Here is a 16815-nt window from a genome sequence, read left to right on the forward strand (position 1 = left end):
CTGTTCGAGACGGGAGTGGACGGGCCCTACGAGACCCTCGGGTTCCGGCGGGTGCCGGTGGACCGGCTCTGGAGCAGCCCGGCCGCCGCGAGGAACTTCCCCACCCGCTCGACCTCCGCCGCGGACAGCGGCACCTGCGGCTCCGCCGTCGCCGGGCAGGCGATGACGCCGCGCAGGTGGAGGGCGGCCTTGAAGGCGCCGATGGCCGAGGAGGACGGACCCATGCGGGCGGGGTCGCCGACGTGGACCATGCCGAACAGGGCGCACAGGCGTTCCTGTTCGGTGCGGGCGCGCGGGTGGTCGCCGGTGCGGCAGAGGCGGTCGAGGCGGACATAGCCGTGCGGGTCGACGTTGGCGAGACCGGGGACCGCGCCGTCCGCGCCCAGGGCGAAGGCGGCGTCGACGAACAGTTCCGAGCCGGTCAGGACACTGAACCCGGTGATGTCGGGGCGGGTCCGGGCGCCGGTGACGACCTCGCGGAAGGAGCCGAGGTCGCCGCTGGAGTCCTTCAGCCCGGCGAGCACTCCCTCGGCGGCCAGGTCCAGGACCAGGCCGGCGGGAAGCCTGCTGTGGACGGCGGACGGGATGTCGTAGGCGAGGACCGGGACAGGGGAGGCGCCGGCGACCAGACGGAAGTGGCGGGCGATCTCCGCCGGGTGGGTCCGGGCGTAGAACGGGGCGGTGACCACGACCGCGTCCGCGCCCGCCGCGGCCACCGCCGCCACCCGCTCCAGCACCCGGGGCGTGGTCATGTCGATCGCACCGGCCAGCACCGGCAGCCGCCCGCCCGCATGCCGTACGGTCTCCGCCACCACCAGTTCGCGCTGCCGGTCCGTCAGGAACGCCGCCTCCGACGTGGACCCCAGCACGAACAGTCCGTGCACCCCGGCCGCCGTCAGATGGTCGAGCAGCCGGTGCAGCGAGGCCACGTCCACCTCGCGGTCCGGGGTCAGCGGGGTGCACACGGGCGGGACCACACCGGTGAGCGGGGCGGGGATCGTCATGGCAGCTCCCTCGGCTGGCGGGACCGGCGCACCAGGTCGCCGCTCGGCTCGGTCTCCTCCACCGGATGGTGACAGCGGAAGCGGTGGCCGGGCAGTGACCCGGCCGTGAAACCGGGCATCCGGGTGGCGCCCGCCCCGTCGCGACGCGCGGATGACGCCGGGCTAGCCGAGGGTTTCGGTCAGCACCTTCGCCGTGTCCGCGATCAGGGCGTTCACCCGGACGGCGTCCGGGTCGGACTTCCTCGACAGGACGGCCAGGACGACCGGTGTGCCGTCCGGGGTCCAGGCGACGCCCACGTTGTTGTTGGTGCCGTACGAGCCGCCGCCGGTCTTGTCGGCGACCGTCCAGGTGGACGGGACGCCGGCGCGCAGCCGGTCGTCGCTGGTGGTGTTGTTCAGCAGCCAGTGGGTGAGCAGGGCGCGGTCGTGGCGGGGGAGCGCGTCGCCGAGGACGAGACGGGCGTAGGTGCGGCCGATCGCACGCGGGCTCGTGGTGTCCGTGACCCGCCACGGCTCCGCCGAGTTCAGCTCCGTCTCCCAGCGGTCCAGGCGGGTGACCCGGTCGCCGAGCGAACGGGCGAACCGGGTGATCGCGGTGGGGCCGCCCAGCTCACGCAGGAGCAGGTTGCCGGCCGCGTTGTCGCTGTACCGGATGGTGACGTCGCACAGCTCGGCGATCGTCATGCCCTCCGCCAGGTGCTTGCGCGTCTCGTCGGAGCCCTCCACCAGGTCGGCCTCCGTGTAGTGGATCCGACGGGCGAGGACCTCGCCGTCGTGGTCCAGGTCGCGCAGGACGGCCGCGGCCGCGAGGGTCTTGAAGACGGAGCAGATGGGGAACAGGTCGTCGGCGTGGTGGTGGACGGTCTTCCCGGTGTCCAGGTTGTGGGCGTACACGCCCAGCTTGGCGTCGTACCGCCGCTCCAGGTCGCGCAGGCGTGCGGTGACACCGGCCGGCCGGTCCGTGGCGTGCGCCGGGGCCGGGGTGAGCAGCGCGGCGGCACCGGCCGCGCCGGCGGCGAGAAGGGTGCGTCGGGTGGTCGTCGCCGGGGACGACGGCTTGCGGCTTAAGATGGCGGGCTCCTTCGCTCGGGGACGGGGACGGGGACGGGGACTGGGACGGGGACGGGGACGGGACGTCCTTCCATGATCGACGCAGCCGCCCGGCCCGGCGGTTGCGGCGGCTCTGCCGGTTACTCGCAGTACACGTCCTTCTCCGGCCGCTCGCCCGTCGCCAGGAAGCGGGAGACGGCGGCGTCGCCGCAGGCGTTGCCGTACGCCAGGTAGGCGTCGTGGCCGGTGGCGTCGACGGTGACCATGCGGGCACGGTCGCCGAGGGCCGCGCGCAGCTTCAGGGCGCCGCTCAACGGCGTGGCCACGTCCCGCTCGTTCTGTATCAGCAGGATGTTGGACGGCCCCCGGTCGGTGATCCGCACGGCCGGCTCCTTGGGCGCGAAGGGCCAGGCGGCGCACAGCATGGCGTTGCGAGGCATGCCGGCGGTCAGCGGATACCGGGCGCGGCTCTCGTCGACGGCCTTCTGGTAGACGGCCGGATCCTCGGGCCACGCCACGTCGTTGCACAGCGTCCCCGCGCCGACGGCGGCGACGTTCTGCAGCACCTTCTCCGGCGGTGCCGGCGGCGCGGGCGGCACGGTCCCCTTCTCGGCGGCCAGCATCAGCCGGGCGAGCTCGGGGAAGCGGGCCGGGGAGTAGAGGCTGTCCAGCATGGTCTGCCGGAGCACGTTGCCGTTCAGTTCCTCCGGGTTGGCGCCCGGCCAGGGGATCGGCTCGGAGTCCAGGCGCGCGGCGAGCCGCAGGAACAGCGGCCGTACCTCGGCGGCCGTCTCGGCGACGCGGTGCGGGTTGCCGGGTGCCGACGCCCACTTCGCGAACTCGGGGAACACGTCCTCGACGCCCTGCTCGTGCCCGGCGAGCCAGGCGCGGGCGACCCGCGAGGGGTCCGGGTCGTCGTTGCTGTCCAGCACGATCCGGTCGGTGCGGTGGGGGAACAGCCGGCTGTAGACGGCGCCGACGTACGTGCCGTACGACACCCCCCACGCGGACACCTTCCGCTCGCCCAGGGCGGCTCGCACGCGGTCCAGGTCGCGGGCCTCGTTCGCCGTGCTGAGGTGTTCGATCAGTTCGCCGCCGTTGCGGGCGCAGGCGTCGGCCATGCGCCGGGCGTCGGCCATGTTCCCGGCCACGGAGCCGTCGGGCGCGGGCCAGGGCCGCAGTCTGGACAGGGCGAGGTCGCCGTACTCCAGTCCACAGCTCACGGAGGTGGACGGGGCGAGTCCGCGCGGCGCGAACCCGATCAGGTCGTAGGCGTCCCGTACGTCCTGCGGCAGCTTCTGCCCCTTCTTCGAGGGGTCGTCGAGGCTGGACCCGCCGGGCCCGCCGGGGATCAGCATCAGCGCGCCCCGCCGAGCGGACGGCTTCTCGCTCGGGATCCGCGAGACGACGATGTCGATCTTCTCGCCGTCCGGATGGGAGTAGTCCATCGGGACTTCGACGGTGGCGCACCGCTGCCGGGGATCGGGCGCCCCGCCGGCACACTCGCCCCAGTCGAGGGACGAGCGTGCGGCGGCGGTCGCGGCGGCGGCCGTGGAGGGGGCGGTGAGCCCGGAGAACAGCAGGGCGGCGGCGGAGGCGGCGACAAGGCCGGCGTAGGACGTGGTCTTCTTCATGCCCACGAGCCTCGCCGATCCCCACCGCCCCTCACATCCGGGCAACTTCCTTAAATCTCCGGGGGTTTACCCCAGTGTCCCTTCTCAGGGTCAACCTCAGAGGAAGTAACTGTCGTGCCGCACCTGGAACTCCCGGAGTTCCTCCCCGCCGCGCTGCGCGAACTCCGCGACGCGCTCGAAGTACTCCTCGCGCGGCGCGCCCGGCGTGAACAGCATCAGCATGGACACCGGGTCGTCGGAGTCGTTCTTGAAGGCGTGCAGCCCACCGGGCGGCACGTACAGGAAGTCGCCCTGACGCCCGGTCACCCAGCGCTCTCCGTCGAACAGCTGCAGCTCTCCCGACAGCACGTAGAACGACTCGGAGATGGCCCGGTGGAAATGCGTCTTCGCGCCCGGCGCCTTCGGTCCCATGTCCACCTTGTAGAGCCCGAACTCGCCGTCCGTGGTGGCGTGGCTCGCCAGGTAGTGGGTGACGGTGCCCCCGGGCGAGACCACGTCGGGCGGCGTGTCGGCACCTCTGAACACGGCGCTGATCTCCCCGTTCTCACCCAGATAGCGCGGCTCCGGATAGGACATGCGGTCCCCCTTGATCGTCACGTGCGTTTGCCGGACCACTCTGATCCGCGCGAGCCCGCTCCCGCATCCGCCGAGAGGACGGTGGGCCGAGGACGCCGGACGTAGGACCGGAGTTTCAGACGGCCGCCGGTGGCGTGTACGGGGCGAGCCGCGCCAGCCGCTTGATCTTCTCGCGCACGACGTACAGCGGGATCACCCCGAACACCCCGAACGACATGTCGATCACCGTCCACCAGAAGGGGATCCCCCGGATCGGCCCGCAGATCAGCGCGAGCGGGACGATTCCGGCGCAGGCGATCATCCCGAACTCCACGACCCAGATGTTGCGGACCGGGTCGCGGTACGGCCCGTAGAAGGCGACCGCGATGACCAGGTGGGCGAACGCCAGCCAGTCGGTGCCGTAGAGGACGAACGGGTAGCGCGCGTCGACGGCGTCGAGCCCGTCCCGCACCCGCTCGATCCAGTGCGTCAGGCCGGGTGCGTACTCCGGCGCGGACAGCGCCCGCAGCGCGCTCTCCGCCCACCGCAGTTCGTGCACCAGCGGGAAGGCGGTGGCGCCGCTGAGCACCAGGCAGACGACGAAGAGGACCAACCAGGCACGGATGCCCTTCAGGAGGGCGGCTCTACCGCTCGCATCGCTCATGCCGGCAGCGTACGCCTGAATTTGAACACGTTCAAAACGTGGTCGTGGGGGTGCCGTCCGGATGTCGGTGGCAGGTGGGTGGGCGGACGTACCGCGCGAACGAACTTCGCGGCGCCGCAGCGCACTTGGCGCGCTTCGCGCACAAGCTCCCGTCGAGTCTAGGGCGAGCGGGTCGTGGTGGAGACGGAAAGAGTGAAACCCGATCACGCAGGGGAGCCAGTGGAGGCAGAACGCCGATCGCAGGACATGCGAACCGCACGAAAAGGCCGGAATCCAATGACACCGACGAAGCCGCCGATCGGCTCGTACGTCGTCGACACCCGCACCGGAAAGGTGGGCATCGTGATGGGCCACGAGGGACCCTACGTACAGCTGAGACCGTACGGCGGCGGGAGGGAGTGGGACGCGGACCCCGGCACCGTACGCCTCGCGACCGCCGCGGAGCGCCTGCGCGCCGCCACCGCGTACGCCAACGCGCGCAGCCGGGGAGAGGTCCCTTGACGGGGCGCGGGACGACGTAGGGCGACAGCGTAGGGTGCGGGCGCATGGCGATATGGAGTCGGAGAAGGCCGAAGGCGGAACGCCGGTATCCCGTTCCGCTCACCACGCACCAGCTGTGGATGGTGTCGTTGAGCGCACCGGTGAGCCGGCACCGCGACGCCTCGCGGACCACCCTGTACCCGTCCGCCCGGATCGACGACGACCGCGCCCGGCGCCGGCTGGCCGACCAGTGGGAGATCACCACGCGTGCCGAACTGGTCGGCCGGCTCGACGACCTGGCGTCCACCGGCTACCGCGCCAACGCCCACCGGTTGCTCGGCGTGGCACCGCTGGCCTGGGACGCCGCGCTGTACGTCGACATCTCCCGGCGCGGCTTCGCGTGCGGTCTGCTCAGCGAGGCCGATGCCTGGACCGCGTTGAAGAACATCGTGCCGGCGGTGGCAGGAACGTATGCCTCCTGGCACGAGTACGCCGATCACTATCTGCTGGGCCGGCAGGTGTGGCGGGACGGTCTTCAGCGCACCCCGGACGTCGCTTTCCCCGCGCCCCAGGCCGCCGCGGACGCGCATCTGCGTTCCCTCCTCGACCCGGTGAACCGGTCGAGCCCCTGGAACCTGGCGCCCTGGGACAGCATCCGCCGACCGGACCGGACACGGTGACCGGAACGGGCGGGCGCCCTGGCCGTACCCGGCACACCGGGGTGCCGGCGTGCGGGAGAATGAGGCCATGAGTCTGTTCCGCGACGACGGCATCGTGCTGCGCACCCAGAAGCTGGGTGAGGCGGACCGGATCATCACGCTGCTCACGCGCGGTCACGGCCGGGTACGCGCGGTGGCGCGGGGCGTGCGGCGCACGAAGTCGAAGTTCGGGGCGCGTCTGGAACCCTTCTCCCACGTCGACGTGCAGTTCTTCGCGCGCGGCAGTGAGCTGGTGGGGCGCGGGCTGCCGCTGTGCACGCAGAGCGAGACCATCGCGCCGTACGGCGGAGCGATCGTCAGCGACTACGCCCGGTACACCGCCGGTACGGCCATGCTGGAGACCGCCGAGCGGTTCACCGACCACGAGGGCGAGCCGGCCGTGCAGCAGTACCTGCTGCTGGTGGGCGCCCTGCGGACGCTCGCCCGGGGCGAGCACGCGCCGCATCTCGTGCTCGACGCCTTCCTGCTGCGCTCCCTGGCCGTCAACGGCTACGCGCCCAGCTTCAGCGACTGTGTGAAGTGCGGGATGCCCGGTCCGAACCGCTTCTTCTCGGTCGCCTCCGGCGGTTCCGTCTGCGTGGACTGCCGGGTGCCCGGCAGCGTCGTACCCTCCCCTCGGACCCTGGAACTGCTCTCCGCGCTGCTTACGGGAGACTGGGAGACCGCGGACGCGTGCGAGCCGCGGTACGTCCGGGAGGGCAGCGGGCTGGTGTCCGCCTACCTGCACTGGCATCTGGAGCGCGGGCTGCGTTCCCTTCGGTACGTCGAGAAGTAGCACCACAGCGAGCAAGAGGGAGACGAGACGCACATGGTCGTACGCGGGTTCCTGGGGCGCCAGCGCCGCGAGTACAGGACGCCGGAGCCGCACCCGTCCGGCGCGCGGCCGCCGAAGCTCCCCGGCGAGCTGGTGCCGAACCATGTCGCGATCGTCATGGACGGCAACGGCCGCTGGGCGAAGGAGCGCGGACTGCCGCGCACCGAGGGGCACAAGGTCGGTGCCGAGCGGGTGCTGGACGTGCTCCAGGGCGCGATCGAGATGGGTGTGGGGGCCATTTCGCTGTACGCCTTCTCCACCGAGAACTGGAAGCGCTCGCCCGACGAGGTGCGCTTCCTGATGAACTTCAACCGCGACTTCATCCGCAAGACCCGCGACCAGCTCGACGAGCTGGGCATCCGGGTGCGCTGGGTGGGCCGTATGCCCAAGCTGTGGAAGTCGGTCGCCAAGGAGCTCCAGATCGCCCAGGAGCAGACCAAGGACAACGACAAGCTCACCCTGTACTTCTGCATGAACTACGGCGGCCGCGCGGAGATCGCCGACGCTGCGCAGGCCATCGCCGAGGAGGTCCGGGCCGGCCGGCTCGACCCGTCCAAGGTCACCGAGAAGACCGTCGCGAAGTACCTGTACTTCCCGGACATGCCGGACGTGGACCTGTTCCTGCGGCCCAGCGGCGAGCAGCGCACCTCCAACTACCTGCTGTGGCAGAGCGCGTACGCCGAGATGGTCTTCCAGGACGTGCTGTGGCCGGACTTCGACCGCCGTGACCTGTGGCGGGCCTGCCTCGAGTTCGCCTCCCGCGACCGGCGGTTCGGCGGCGCCATCCCGAACGAGGAGCTGCTGGCCATGGAGGGCGAGCAGAGTTGAGCCGAGCGCCCGCCGTGGCCCGAGGTTGTGCGGCGGGCGCCGTGTTCGCGTTCGCCGCGCTGGTCGTGCTGTTCGCGTTCGGCGGCACGATCGAGATGGAGTCGTTCCCGGGGCTGCGGGAGAACATGGCCCCGGTGGTCGTCTGGATGCTGGTGCTCGCCGCGCTGGTGGCCGCGGGGGGCGTCGCGCTGGCCGGCCGGCGGTCGTACGCGGGGTGGATCGCCGTCGCCTGTCTCGCGGGCCTCATGGCGCTGCGGATGTGGACGCTCGCGCCGATGCTGCACTGCTGGTCGTACGACAGCGTGGGGCGGGCGGACGACGGGTCCTACATCTGTGTGAACCGCGGCGACATGCTGCCCTGAACCACGCCCGCGAGGGCGGCGGCCCCCTCAGTCCTCCGCCGCCGCCCGGGCGCAGTCCGCGCAGGTGCCGAAGATCTCCACGGTGTGCGCCACGTTCACATAGCCGTGCTCGGCGGCGATGGCCTCCGCCCAGGTCTCCACCGCCGGGCCCTCCACCTCGACGGCCTTGCCGCAGGCGCGGCAGACCAGGTGGTGGTGGTGTTCGCCGGAGGAGCAGCGGCGGTAGACCGCCTCGCCCTCGGAGGTGCGCAGCACGTCGACCTCGCCGGCCTCGGCGAGGGACTGGAGGGTGCGGTAGACCGTGGTGAGTCCGACGGAGTCGCCCTTGTGCTTGAGCATGTCGTGCAGTTCCTGCGCGCTGCGGAACTCGTCGACCTCGTCGAGGGCGGCCGCCACGGCGGCGCGCTGCCGGGTGGCGCGGCCCTTCACAGGCGGTCCAGCGGTCGTCACCGGTTCCTCCTCACGTCGTGCTTCAGTCCGGGCCATTGTGCCAGCCCGGACTGACAGGGGTCAGACGCCGATCTCGTCCCCGGTTCGGCGGCTGGCCGGAATCGCGCATTCCATCGGGTCCCCGGCCGGCTGCGCGGCAGCGGCGGCGCGTGCTCTGCGCCGGGCGAGCGGGGTCGCCAGCAGGGTCAGCACCACGAACGCGCCGATGGTCAGCAGCACGATCGTCGCGCCGGGCGGCACGTCCTGGTAGTACGAGGTCGCCGTGCCGCCGACGGTCACGGCCACCCCGATCCCCACGGCGATCGCGAAGGTCGCCGCGAAGCTGCGGGACAGCTGCTGGGCGGCGGCCACCGGCACCACCATCAGCGCGGACACCAGCAGCAGGCCGACCACGCGCATCGCGACCGTCACGGTCACGGCCGCCGTGATCGCCGTCAGCAGGTTCAGGGCGCGCACCGGCAGACCCGTCACCCGGGCGAACTCCTCGTCCTGGCTCACCGCGAAGAGCTGGCGGCGCAGACCGAGGGTGACCAGCACCACGAACGCGGCCAGCACGCAGATCGCGGTGACGTCCGACTCCGACACCGTGGAGAGCGAGCCGAAGAGGTACGAGGTGAGGTTCGCGTTGGAGCCCGTCGGCGCGAGGTTGATGAACATCACACCGCCCGCCATGCCGCCGTAGAACAGCATCGCGAGGGCAATGTCGCCGCGGGTCTTGCCGTACCAGCGGATCAGCTCCATCAGGACCGCGCCGAGCACGGAGACGAGCGTCGCCATCCACACCGGCGACCAGGACAGCAGGAAGCCGAGACCGACGCCGGTCATGGCGACGTGGCCGATGCCGTCGCCCATCAGGGCCTGGCGGCGCTGCACCAGGTAGATGCCGACCGCGGGGGCGGTGATGCCGACCAGGACGGCGGCGAGCAGGGCTCGCTGCATGAAGTCGTAGTTCAGGAGTTCCATCAGCTCAGCAGTCCCGTCCGGATCGGTTCGGCGTCGTGAGCCGCGTGCGGATGGACGTGGTCGTGGCCGGGCAGCGCGTGCTGGCCGACCGCCTTCGGGGGCGGGCCGTCGTGCAGGACGCAGCCGTCGCGCAGCACCACCGCCCGGTCGATCAGGGGCTCCAGAGGGCCCAGTTCGTGCAGGACGAGCAGCACGGTGGCGCCCTGGGCGACCTGTTCGCGCAGGGTCGCGGCCAGCACCTCCTGACTGGCCAGGTCGACGCCGGCCATCGGCTCGTCCATGATCAGCAGTTCCGGTTCGGCGGCGAGCGCGCGGGCGATCAGCACCCGCTGGTGCTGGCCGCCGGAGAGCGCGCCCACCGAGTCGCCCGCCCGGTCCGCCATGCCGACCAGGTCCAGGGCCCGGCGTACGGCCTCCCGGTCGGCCTTGCGGAAGACGCCGAAGCGGGTGCGGGCCAGGCGGCCCGAGGAGACCACCTCGTTCACCGTGGCGGGCACGCCGCCCGCGGCGGTGGTGCGTTGCGGGACGTAGCCGACACGCGCCCAGTCCCGGAACCGCCGGCGGGGCGTGCCGAACAGCTCGATCTCACCGGCGCTGACCGGCACCTGGCCGATCACGCTGCGCACGGCCGTGGACTTGCCGGAGCCGTTCGCGCCGAGCAGCGCGACGACCTCACCGCGCGAGACGCGGAGGTCGATGCCGCGCAGGACGGGGCGCGAGCCCAGCTCGGCGCGGACGCCGCGCAGGGATATGACGGGCTCGCTCTCCATGAGGCCTCCGTTGGAACGATCGTGGGGATCGGTGACGGTCACTTGGCGCCGAGGGCGGTCTTCAACGCGCCGAGGTTGGACTCCATGACCTGGAAGTAGTCGTCGCCCTCGGACTTGTCGGTGATGCCTTCGAGCGGGTCGAGCACGTCGGTCTTCAGGCCGGCGTCCTTCGCGAGCGTCTTCGCGGTCTTGTCGCTCACCAGTGTCTCGTAGAAGACGGTGGTCACGCCGTCGGCCTCGGCCTCCTCCTGGAGTTCCTTGATCCGGGCGGGGCTCGGCTCCGACTCCGGGTCGAGGCCGGAGATGGCCTCCTGGGTGAGGCCGTAGCGCTCGGCGAAGTAGCCGAAGGAGGCGTGGTTGGTGAAGAAGACCTTGGTGTCGGTGTCCTTCAGGCCGTCCTCGAACCGCTTGTCCAGGTCGTTCAGCCTGCCGACCAGCGCGGCGGTGTTCTTCTCGTAGTCGGCCGCGTGGTCCGGGTCGGCCTTCTCGAAGGCGGCGCCGACACCCTTGGCGATCTCGGCGTACTTCACGGGGTCGAGCCAGACGTGCGGGTCGAGGGCCTGCTCCTCCTCGGCGTGCTCCTCCTCGGAGGGCTCCTCCCCGGCGTGCTCCTCGCCGCCGTGCTCGTGCGAGACGTCGCCGTGGTCCTCCAGCTCGGTCAGCGCGGCCGCGTCGATCTTCGTCTGCACGCCGGCCTGGGCGACGGCCTCGTCGACGGCGGGCTGCAGGCCCTTGAGGTAGAGGACCGCGTCGGCCTCCTGGAGGTTCGCGGTCTGCCGGGTGCTCAGCTCCAGGTCGTGCGGTTCCTGGCCGGGCTCGGTGAGGGTGGTGACGTTCACGTGGTCCCCGCCGATCTGCTCGGCGAGGAACTGCATCGGGTAGAACGACGCGACGACGTCGAACTTGTCCGTGTTGCCCGGGGCGCTGCCATCCGAGGAGCAGGCGGTGAGGGTGCCGAGGCCGAGGGTCGCGGCGGCCGCGAGGGCGACACCGGATATGTGCTGTCGTCGTACGTTCATGACAGTCATTTTCAGACAAGATGGAAACCATTGTCAACAAACGGCCTGAGCTGCGCGGAAGCGGTGCGGGAAGGGGCACCGATTTGATTGAGAGGGAGGCCACGCCGGTACTCTGAAGCATTCGCTCTGAAGCATTCTCGCTTCGTCGCCCGTCGTCGTAATGAAGAGAGCACCGTGGCCGCCGACAAGATCGACACCATCGTCAGCCTGAGCAAGCGCCGTGGCTTCGTTTTCCCCTGCAGTGAGATCTACGGCGGTCAGCGCGCCGCCTGGGACTACGGGCCGCTGGGTGTCGAGCTCAAGGAGAACATCAAGCGCCAGTGGTGGCGCTACATGGTGACGTCGCGCGAGGACGTCGTCGGTATCGACTCCTCCGTGATCCTGGCCCCCGAGGTGTGGGTCGCCTCCGGCCACGTCGCGACCTTCACGGACCCGCTGACCGAGTGCACCTCCTGCCACAAGCGGTTCCGCGCGGACCACCTGGAGGAGGCGTACGAGGAGAAGAAGGGCCGCGCCCCCGAGAACGGCCTCGCCGACATCAACTGCCCGAACTGCGGCAACAAGGGCCAGTTCACCGAGCCCAAGCAGTTCTCCGGTCTGCTGTCCACCCACCTCGGCCCGACCCAGGACTCCGGCTCCATCGCCTACCTGCGCCCCGAGACCGCCCAGGGCATCTTCACCAACTTCGCCCAGGTGCACGTCACCTCGCGCAAGAAGCCGCCGTTCGGTATCGCCCAGATGGGCAAGTCCTTCCGCAACGAGATCACGCCCGGCAACTTCATCTTCCGCACCCGCGAGTTCGAGCAGATGGAGATGGAGTTCTTCGTCAAGCCGGGCGAGGACGAGAAGTGGCAGGAGTACTGGATGGAGCAGCGCTGGAACTGGTACACCGGCCTGGGCCTGCGTGAAGAGAACATGCGCTGGTACGAGCACCCGCAGGAGAAGCTCTCCCACTACTCCAAGCGCACCGCCGACATCGAGTACCGCTTCCAGTTCGGCGGCAGCGAGTGGGGCGAGCTGGAGGGTGTCGCCAACCGCACCGACTACGACCTCGGCGCCCACTCCAAGGCCTCCGGCCAGGACCTCTCCTACTACGATCAGGAGGCCGGCGAGCGCTGGACGCCGTACGTCATCGAGCCCGCGGCCGGTGTCGGCCGCACCATGCTGGCCTTCCTCCTCGACGCCTACGTCGAGGACGAGGCGCCCAACGCCAAGGGCAAGATGGAGAAGCGCACGGTGCTCCGCCTGGACCACCGCCTGGCCCCGGTGAAGGTCGCGGTCCTGCCGCTGTCCCGCAACGCGGAGCTGTCCCCGAAGGCCAAGGGCCTCGCCCAGGCCCTGCGCCAGCACTGGAACATCGAGTTCGACGACGCCGGTGCCATCGGCCGCCGCTACCGCCGCCAGGACGAGATCGGCACGCCGTACTGCGTCACCGTCGACTTCGACACCCTCGAGGACAACGCGGTCACCGTCCGTGAGCGCGACACGATGAAGCAGGAGCGGGTTTCCCTCGACCAGATCGAGGGCTACCTGGCCGGCCGCCTGATCGGCTGCTGACCCTCCGCACCTTCGCACTGGCCCCCGATACGGATCCTCGATTGGTCCTGTATCGGGGGCCTTCGCGCTTCCAGGGTGGGATCCATGAGCATCGCGTTCCTCCTCACCGCCCTGATCGTCGTCGCCACCCCCGGCACCGGCGTCGTCTACACCCTCGCCGCCGGCCTTTCCCGGGGCCGCCGGGCGAGCGTCGTCGCGGCGTTCGGCTGCACGCTCGGGATCGTGCCGCACCTGCTGGCCACCGTCACCGGCGCGGCGGCGCTGCTGCACGCCAGCGCCACGGCCTTCCAGATCCTCAAGTACGCCGGTGTCGCCTACCTCCTCTACACGGCCTGGGCCACCCTGCGGGACAAGGACGCGCTCGGCGTCGAAAGCGGGACGATGCCGGTCTCGGCGGGCCGGACGATCGTCCGGGGAGTGCTGATCAACCTCCTCAACCCCAAGCTGACGATGTTCTTCTTCGCGTTCCTGCCCCAGTTCGTCGACCCCGGCGAGCCGCGCGCCCTGCCCCGCATGCTCGCCCTCGGCGGCGTCTTCATGCTCGTCACCTTCGTCGTCTTCGCGGTGTACGGCGTGCTCGCCGCCTCCGTGCGACGGCGGATCACCTCCCGCTCCCAGGTCATGACGTGGCTGCGGCGCGGCTTCGCGGGGTCGTTCATGGCGCTGGGGGCGAAGCTGCTGACGGCTGACAGGTGACATGGCTGCCCGGCGATCCGGATGACAAGTATCGACTGACAGATATTGAAATCTGTCAGTCGTCATGCCATGGTGGACGCATGACGACGACGATCCCCACCCGCACTCTCGGCACCACCGGCCCCCAGGTCTCCGCCCTCGGCCTCGGCTGCATGGGCATGTCCGCGCTGTACGGCGACTCCGACCGGGCCGAATCCATCGCGACCGTCCACGCCGCGCTCGAAGCGGGCGTCACCCTCCTCGACACCGGCGACTTCTACGGCATGGGCCACAACGAACTGCTCGTCGGCGAGGCCCTGCGCACCGCCCCCACGGCCCTGCGCGAGCAGGCGCGGGTGAGCGTGAAGTTCGGCGCGCTGCGCGGCCCGGACGGCAGCTGGCTCGGTTACGACGGCCGGCCGGAAGCCGTGAAGAACTTCGCCGCGTACTCGCTCCAGCGCCTCGGCGTCGACCACCTCGACGTGTACCGGCTCGCCCGCCTCGACCCCTCCGTGCCCGTCGAGGAGACCGTCGGTGCCATCGCCGAACTGGTCGAGCAGGGGTACGTCCGCCACATCGGCCTGAGCGAGGTCGGCGCCGACACCGTCCGCCGGGCCGCCGCCACCGCGCCCATCGCCGACCTCCAGATCGAGTACTCCCTGATCTCGCGCGGCATCGAGGACCGGATCCTGCCGGTCACCAGGGAACTGGGCATCGGCATCACCGCCTACGGCGTCCTCTCGCGCGGCCTGATCTCCGGCCACTTCACCGCCGACCGGCAGCTCGCCGCGAACGACTTCCGGGCCCTGTCGCCCCGCTTCCAGGGCGACAACCTCCAGCACAACCTGCGGCTCGTCGAGGCGCTGCGGAAGATCGCCGAGGAGAAGGGCGTCTCCGTCGCGCAGATCGCCATCGCCTGGGTGCTGTCCCGGGGAGACGACATCGTGCCGCTGGTCGGCGCCCGCAGCCGGAACCGGCTGACCGAGGCCCTGGGCGCCCTGGACGTGGCCCTGGACGCCGCCGACCTCGCGGCCGTCGAGGAGGCCGTACCCGCCGACGCGGCGGCCGGCGCGCGCTACCCCGAGTCCCAGATGGAACACCTCGACAGCGAGCGGTGAACCACCCGCCGGGTACCGTCACCTCATGGCACCGACCAGCGAGACCCTGACCGCCGAGCGCATCCTCGAGGCCACCGAGGAGGTGCTGCGCCGCCACGGCCCGGCCAAGGCCACCGTGCTGGACGTGGCCCGCGCGCTCGGCGTCAGCCACGGCAGCGTCTACCGGCACTTCCGCACCAAGGCGGCCCTGCGGGAGGCCGTGACCAAGCGCTGGCTGGACCGTACGTCCGAGGCGCTGGCCGGCATCGCCGCCGCGGACCGTGACCCGGAGGAGCGGCTGCGGGCCTGGCTGCGGGCCCTGTTCGACGCCAAGCGCCGCAAGGCGGGCGACGACCCCGAGCTGTTCGCCACGTACATGGTCCTGACCGGCGAGAGCGGCGAGGCGGTCCCCGAGCACATCGCCGACCTCACCGCCCAGCTGACCGCGATCATCCGCGACGGCGTCGAGACCGGCACCCTCACCGCCGCCGACCCCGCCACCACCGCCCGCGCGGTCTTCCACGCCACCGGCCGCTTCCACGACCCGTGCTACGCCGACGAGTGGAAGCGGCCCGGCGTCGAGACGGAGTTCGAGGCCGTGGTGGAGCTGGTGGTGCGGGGGCTGCGGACCGCGATACGGGGCACCGCGATACAGGACACCCCCTGAGGCGCGTCCCCGGGCGGGTCCCCGGCACGGCGACCGCTCACGCGGAGGTCCTCGCCGCCTCCCGGATCTCCTCGGACGCCAGCCTCTCAGCCGCCCGCTCCGCGGTCCCACGGGCCCACCGCCCCGTGGTGAGCGCGCCCAGCAGCAGTACCACCAGCCCGCACCCGGCGAGGATCCACCAGCCGGGTACGGCCGCCGTGACGAACGCGTCCGGGTACGCCGAGGCGCCCACGCCCGCCGCGAGGACCGCGCCCACCACGGCGACCCCGAGTGTCTGGCCGAGCTGCCGGCTGGTGGAGGCGATGGCGGCGGCCACACCGGCCTGGGCGCGCGGCATGCCGGAGACCGCCGTGTTGGTGATCGGCGCGTTCACGAAACCGAAGCCCACGCCGAACAGGAGGTAGCCGAGGAAGAGGCCGGTGTTCGACGTCTCCGCCGCGAACGCCGCGAAGAGCACCGCGCTGGCCGTCATGGTGATCCCCGCGATCAGCAGGGGCAGCCGCGGGCCCCGGCTGCCGACCAGACGGCCGGACAGGGGCGCGCACAGGAAGGTCGGTACGGCCATCGGCAGCATCCACAGTCCGGCGTGCAGCGCGTCCAGCCCGCGGACGTTCTGCAGGTACAGCGTGGACAGGAAGAGGAATCCGCCCAGCGCGGCGAACGCCGCTATCGCGATCACCGTCGCCCCGCTGAACGGCGCCGACCGGAAGAAGCGCAGGTCGATGAGGGGTTCGGCACGCCGGGGCTCGTACCCCAGCAGCCCGATCAGCGCGGCCGCCGCCACCGCGAACGGCAGCACCGCCGCGAACCCGGCCGCGGGCGCCTCGATGATCGCGTACGTCAGTCCGCCGAACAGCACGATCACCAGCAGCTGGCCGACGGGGTCCGTCCGGCGGGCCTTCGCCGCCCGGGACTCCGGCACGTACCGCAGGGTCAGGAGCAGGGCGGCGAGCCCCACCGGCAGATTGATCCAGAAGATCGCCCGCCAGCCCACCGACTCCACCAGCAGTCCGCCGACCAGCGGCCCGGCGGCCATCGAGATACCGACCACCGCACCCCAGACGCCGATCGCGCGGGCCCGCTCGCGGGGGTCCGTGAAGGTGTTGGTGATGATCGACATGGCGACCGGGTTGAGCATGGAGCCGCCCACCGCCTGGACCATCCGGAACGCGATCAGCGCGTCCAGGTTCGGCGCGACGGAGCACAGCGCGGAGCCGATGGTGAAGACGACCAGCCCGGCCAGGAAGACCCGCTTGCGGCCGATCCGGTCGGCCGTGGACCCGGCGAGCATCAGCAGCACGGCCAGCACCAGGGTGTAGGCGTCGATCGTCCACTGCAGACCGGCCGTGGAGGCGTGCAGGTCGCGCTGGAGGACGGGGAGCGCTACGTTCAGCACGGTGTTGTCGAGGCTCACGATCAGCAGGCTCATACAGCAGATCGCGAGCACGAGCAGACGTCGGCGGCGGCTGAGCTCGGGCATGCGTCCATCGTACGACGAGTTCGATAG

At 71.3% G+C, this 16815-nt stretch carries 19 protein-coding genes; 9 read left to right on the plus strand and 10 right to left on the minus strand.

Going from position 1 to position 16815, the window contains the following annotated elements:
• Positions 1-26: 26 nt before the first annotated feature.
• The 5 genes from ACSU6L_RS24945 to ACSU6L_RS24965 form a co-directional block, all read right to left on the minus strand.
• Entirely contained in the window at positions 27-1004 is a 978-nt protein-coding gene (locus ACSU6L_RS24945; RefSeq protein WP_437060192.1) for a dihydrodipicolinate synthase family protein, read from the minus strand.
• Between the two features lie 162 nt (positions 1005-1166).
• Positions 1167-2075 (minus strand): class A beta-lactamase, encoded by a 909-nt coding sequence (gene bla / locus ACSU6L_RS24950; RefSeq protein WP_437065045.1) that lies wholly within the window; start codon positions 2073-2075, stop codon positions 1167-1169.
• 119 nt (positions 2076-2194) lie between these two features.
• Positions 2195-3688, minus strand: coding sequence for an alpha/beta hydrolase (locus ACSU6L_RS24955; protein WP_437060194.1), 1494 nt, complete (start codon positions 3686-3688; stop codon positions 2195-2197).
• 96 nt (positions 3689-3784) lie between these two features.
• Positions 3785-4264: a cupin domain-containing protein gene (locus tag ACSU6L_RS24960; protein ID WP_437060196.1), complete on the minus strand. Its 480-nt coding sequence runs from the start codon at positions 4262-4264 to the stop codon at positions 3785-3787.
• 115 nt (positions 4265-4379) lie between these two features.
• Positions 4380-4907: a hypothetical protein gene (locus ACSU6L_RS24965; RefSeq protein WP_073938638.1), complete on the minus strand. Its 528-nt coding sequence runs from the start codon at positions 4905-4907 to the stop codon at positions 4380-4382.
• Positions 4908-5183: 276 nt separating this feature from the next.
• Between ACSU6L_RS24965 and ACSU6L_RS24970 the strand changes: the two genes are divergently transcribed.
• The 5 genes from ACSU6L_RS24970 to ACSU6L_RS24990 all read left to right on the plus strand — a co-directional run bounded on the left by ACSU6L_RS24970 (position 5184) and on the right by ACSU6L_RS24990 (position 8110).
• Positions 5184-5408 carry a hypothetical protein gene (locus ACSU6L_RS24970; protein WP_437060199.1) on the plus strand — a complete coding sequence of 75 codons (225 nt, stop codon included), beginning with the start codon at positions 5184-5186 and terminating at the stop codon, positions 5406-5408.
• 44 nt (positions 5409-5452) lie between these two features.
• Complete coding sequence (locus ACSU6L_RS24975) at positions 5453-6067, plus strand: DUF1266 domain-containing protein (RefSeq protein WP_437060200.1); 615 nt, start codon at positions 5453-5455, stop codon at positions 6065-6067.
• Positions 6068-6134: 67 nt separating this feature from the next.
• Positions 6135-6881: a DNA repair protein RecO gene (gene recO, locus ACSU6L_RS24980; RefSeq protein ID WP_073938640.1), complete on the plus strand. Its 747-nt coding sequence runs from the start codon at positions 6135-6137 to the stop codon at positions 6879-6881.
• Between the two features lie 33 nt (positions 6882-6914).
• Positions 6915-7748 carry an isoprenyl transferase gene (locus tag ACSU6L_RS24985; RefSeq protein ID WP_437060203.1) on the plus strand — a complete coding sequence of 278 codons (834 nt, stop codon included), beginning with the start codon at positions 6915-6917 and terminating at the stop codon, positions 7746-7748.
• Positions 7745-8110 carry a hypothetical protein gene (locus tag ACSU6L_RS24990; protein ID WP_437060205.1) on the plus strand — a complete coding sequence of 122 codons (366 nt, stop codon included), beginning with the start codon at positions 7745-7747 and terminating at the stop codon, positions 8108-8110. The genes ACSU6L_RS24985 and ACSU6L_RS24990 overlap by 4 nt, the downstream gene beginning before the upstream one ends.
• A 27-nt stretch (positions 8111-8137) precedes the next feature.
• On the opposite strand, the gene ACSU6L_RS24995 is transcribed toward ACSU6L_RS24990, so the two are convergent.
• From ACSU6L_RS24995 to ACSU6L_RS25010, 4 genes are read right to left on the minus strand one after another with little or no spacing between them, the layout of a single operon-like run.
• A complete protein-coding gene (locus ACSU6L_RS24995; protein ID WP_437060207.1) occupies positions 8138-8560 on the minus strand; it encodes a Fur family transcriptional regulator in 423 nt (140 codons plus the stop codon).
• A 60-nt stretch (positions 8561-8620) separates the two neighbouring features.
• Positions 8621-9523, minus strand: coding sequence for a metal ABC transporter permease (locus tag ACSU6L_RS25000; RefSeq protein WP_437060209.1), 903 nt, complete (start codon positions 9521-9523; stop codon positions 8621-8623).
• The gene (locus tag ACSU6L_RS25005) at positions 9523-10293 is read right to left on the minus strand and encodes a metal ABC transporter ATP-binding protein (RefSeq protein ID WP_437060211.1); all 771 of its coding nucleotides are present in this window, start codon (positions 10291-10293) and stop codon (positions 9523-9525) included. Before ACSU6L_RS25005 ends, ACSU6L_RS25000 begins: the two co-directional genes overlap by 1 nt.
• Before the next feature lie 38 nt (positions 10294-10331).
• Positions 10332-11312 (minus strand): zinc ABC transporter substrate-binding protein, encoded by a 981-nt coding sequence (locus tag ACSU6L_RS25010; protein ID WP_437060213.1) that lies wholly within the window; start codon positions 11310-11312, stop codon positions 10332-10334.
• 174 nt (positions 11313-11486) lie between these two features.
• Between ACSU6L_RS25010 and ACSU6L_RS25015 the strand changes: the two genes are divergently transcribed.
• The 4 genes from ACSU6L_RS25015 to ACSU6L_RS25030 all read left to right on the plus strand — a co-directional run bounded on the left by ACSU6L_RS25015 (position 11487) and on the right by ACSU6L_RS25030 (position 15308).
• On the plus strand, positions 11487-12869 hold the full coding sequence (locus ACSU6L_RS25015) for a glycine--tRNA ligase (protein WP_073938647.1): 1383 nt from the start codon (positions 11487-11489) through the stop codon (positions 12867-12869).
• 84 nt (positions 12870-12953) lie between these two features.
• Positions 12954-13565, plus strand: coding sequence for a LysE family translocator (locus ACSU6L_RS25020; protein WP_437060215.1), 612 nt, complete (start codon positions 12954-12956; stop codon positions 13563-13565).
• Between the two features lie 80 nt (positions 13566-13645).
• Complete coding sequence (locus ACSU6L_RS25025; RefSeq protein ID WP_437060216.1) at positions 13646-14662, plus strand: aldo/keto reductase; 1017 nt, start codon at positions 13646-13648, stop codon at positions 14660-14662.
• Positions 14663-14687: 25 nt separating this feature from the next.
• The gene (locus tag ACSU6L_RS25030; RefSeq protein WP_437060218.1) at positions 14688-15308 is read left to right on the plus strand and encodes a TetR family transcriptional regulator; all 621 of its coding nucleotides are present in this window, start codon (positions 14688-14690) and stop codon (positions 15306-15308) included.
• Positions 15309-15345: 37 nt separating this feature from the next.
• Here ACSU6L_RS25030 and ACSU6L_RS25035 read toward each other — a convergent pair whose 3' ends face one another.
• Positions 15346-16788, minus strand: a complete 1443-nt coding sequence (locus ACSU6L_RS25035) for an MFS transporter (protein WP_437060220.1) — start codon at positions 16786-16788, stop codon at positions 15346-15348.
• Positions 16789-16815: the final 27 nt, after the last annotated feature.

Origin of the sequence: Streptomyces sp. enrichment culture, assembly GCF_964272855.1 — a bacterium.
In the GTDB taxonomy this organism is placed as follows: domain Bacteria; phylum Actinomycetota; class Actinomycetes; order Streptomycetales; family Streptomycetaceae; genus Streptomyces.

What these genes read in the sequence shown, in the direction of transcription:
- ACSU6L_RS24945 (WP_437060192.1), bottom strand. Translation starts at nt 1,004, where the DNA reads ATGACGATCCCCGCCCCGCTCACCGGTGTGGTCCCGCCCGTGTGCACC.
- ACSU6L_RS24955 (WP_437060194.1), bottom strand. Translation starts at nt 3,688, where the DNA reads ATGAAGAAGACCACGTCCTACGCCGGCCTTGTCGCCGCCTCCGCCGCC.
- ACSU6L_RS24960 (WP_437060196.1), bottom strand. Translation starts at nt 4,264, where the DNA reads ATGTCCTATCCGGAGCCGCGCTATCTGGGTGAGAACGGGGAGATCAGC.
- ACSU6L_RS24965 (WP_073938638.1), bottom strand. Translation starts at nt 4,907, where the DNA reads ATGAGCGATGCGAGCGGTAGAGCCGCCCTCCTGAAGGGCATCCGTGCC.
- ACSU6L_RS24970 (WP_437060199.1), top strand. Translation starts at nt 5,184, where the DNA reads ATGACACCGACGAAGCCGCCGATCGGCTCGTACGTCGTCGACACCCGC.
- ACSU6L_RS24975 (WP_437060200.1), top strand. Translation starts at nt 5,453, where the DNA reads ATGGCGATATGGAGTCGGAGAAGGCCGAAGGCGGAACGCCGGTATCCC.
- recO (WP_073938640.1), top strand. Translation starts at nt 6,135, where the DNA reads ATGAGTCTGTTCCGCGACGACGGCATCGTGCTGCGCACCCAGAAGCTG.
- ACSU6L_RS24985 (WP_437060203.1), top strand. Translation starts at nt 6,915, where the DNA reads ATGGTCGTACGCGGGTTCCTGGGGCGCCAGCGCCGCGAGTACAGGACG.
- ACSU6L_RS25000 (WP_437060209.1), bottom strand. Translation starts at nt 9,523, where the DNA reads ATGGAACTCCTGAACTACGACTTCATGCAGCGAGCCCTGCTCGCCGCC.
- ACSU6L_RS25005 (WP_437060211.1), bottom strand. Translation starts at nt 10,293, where the DNA reads ATGGAGAGCGAGCCCGTCATATCCCTGCGCGGCGTCCGCGCCGAGCTG.
- ACSU6L_RS25010 (WP_437060213.1), bottom strand. Translation starts at nt 11,312, where the DNA reads ATGAACGTACGACGACAGCACATATCCGGTGTCGCCCTCGCGGCCGCC.
- ACSU6L_RS25020 (WP_437060215.1), top strand. Translation starts at nt 12,954, where the DNA reads ATGAGCATCGCGTTCCTCCTCACCGCCCTGATCGTCGTCGCCACCCCC.
- ACSU6L_RS25025 (WP_437060216.1), top strand. Translation starts at nt 13,646, where the DNA reads ATGACGACGACGATCCCCACCCGCACTCTCGGCACCACCGGCCCCCAG.
- ACSU6L_RS25030 (WP_437060218.1), top strand. Translation starts at nt 14,688, where the DNA reads ATGGCACCGACCAGCGAGACCCTGACCGCCGAGCGCATCCTCGAGGCC.
- ACSU6L_RS25035 (WP_437060220.1), bottom strand. Translation starts at nt 16,788, where the DNA reads ATGCCCGAGCTCAGCCGCCGCCGACGTCTGCTCGTGCTCGCGATCTGC.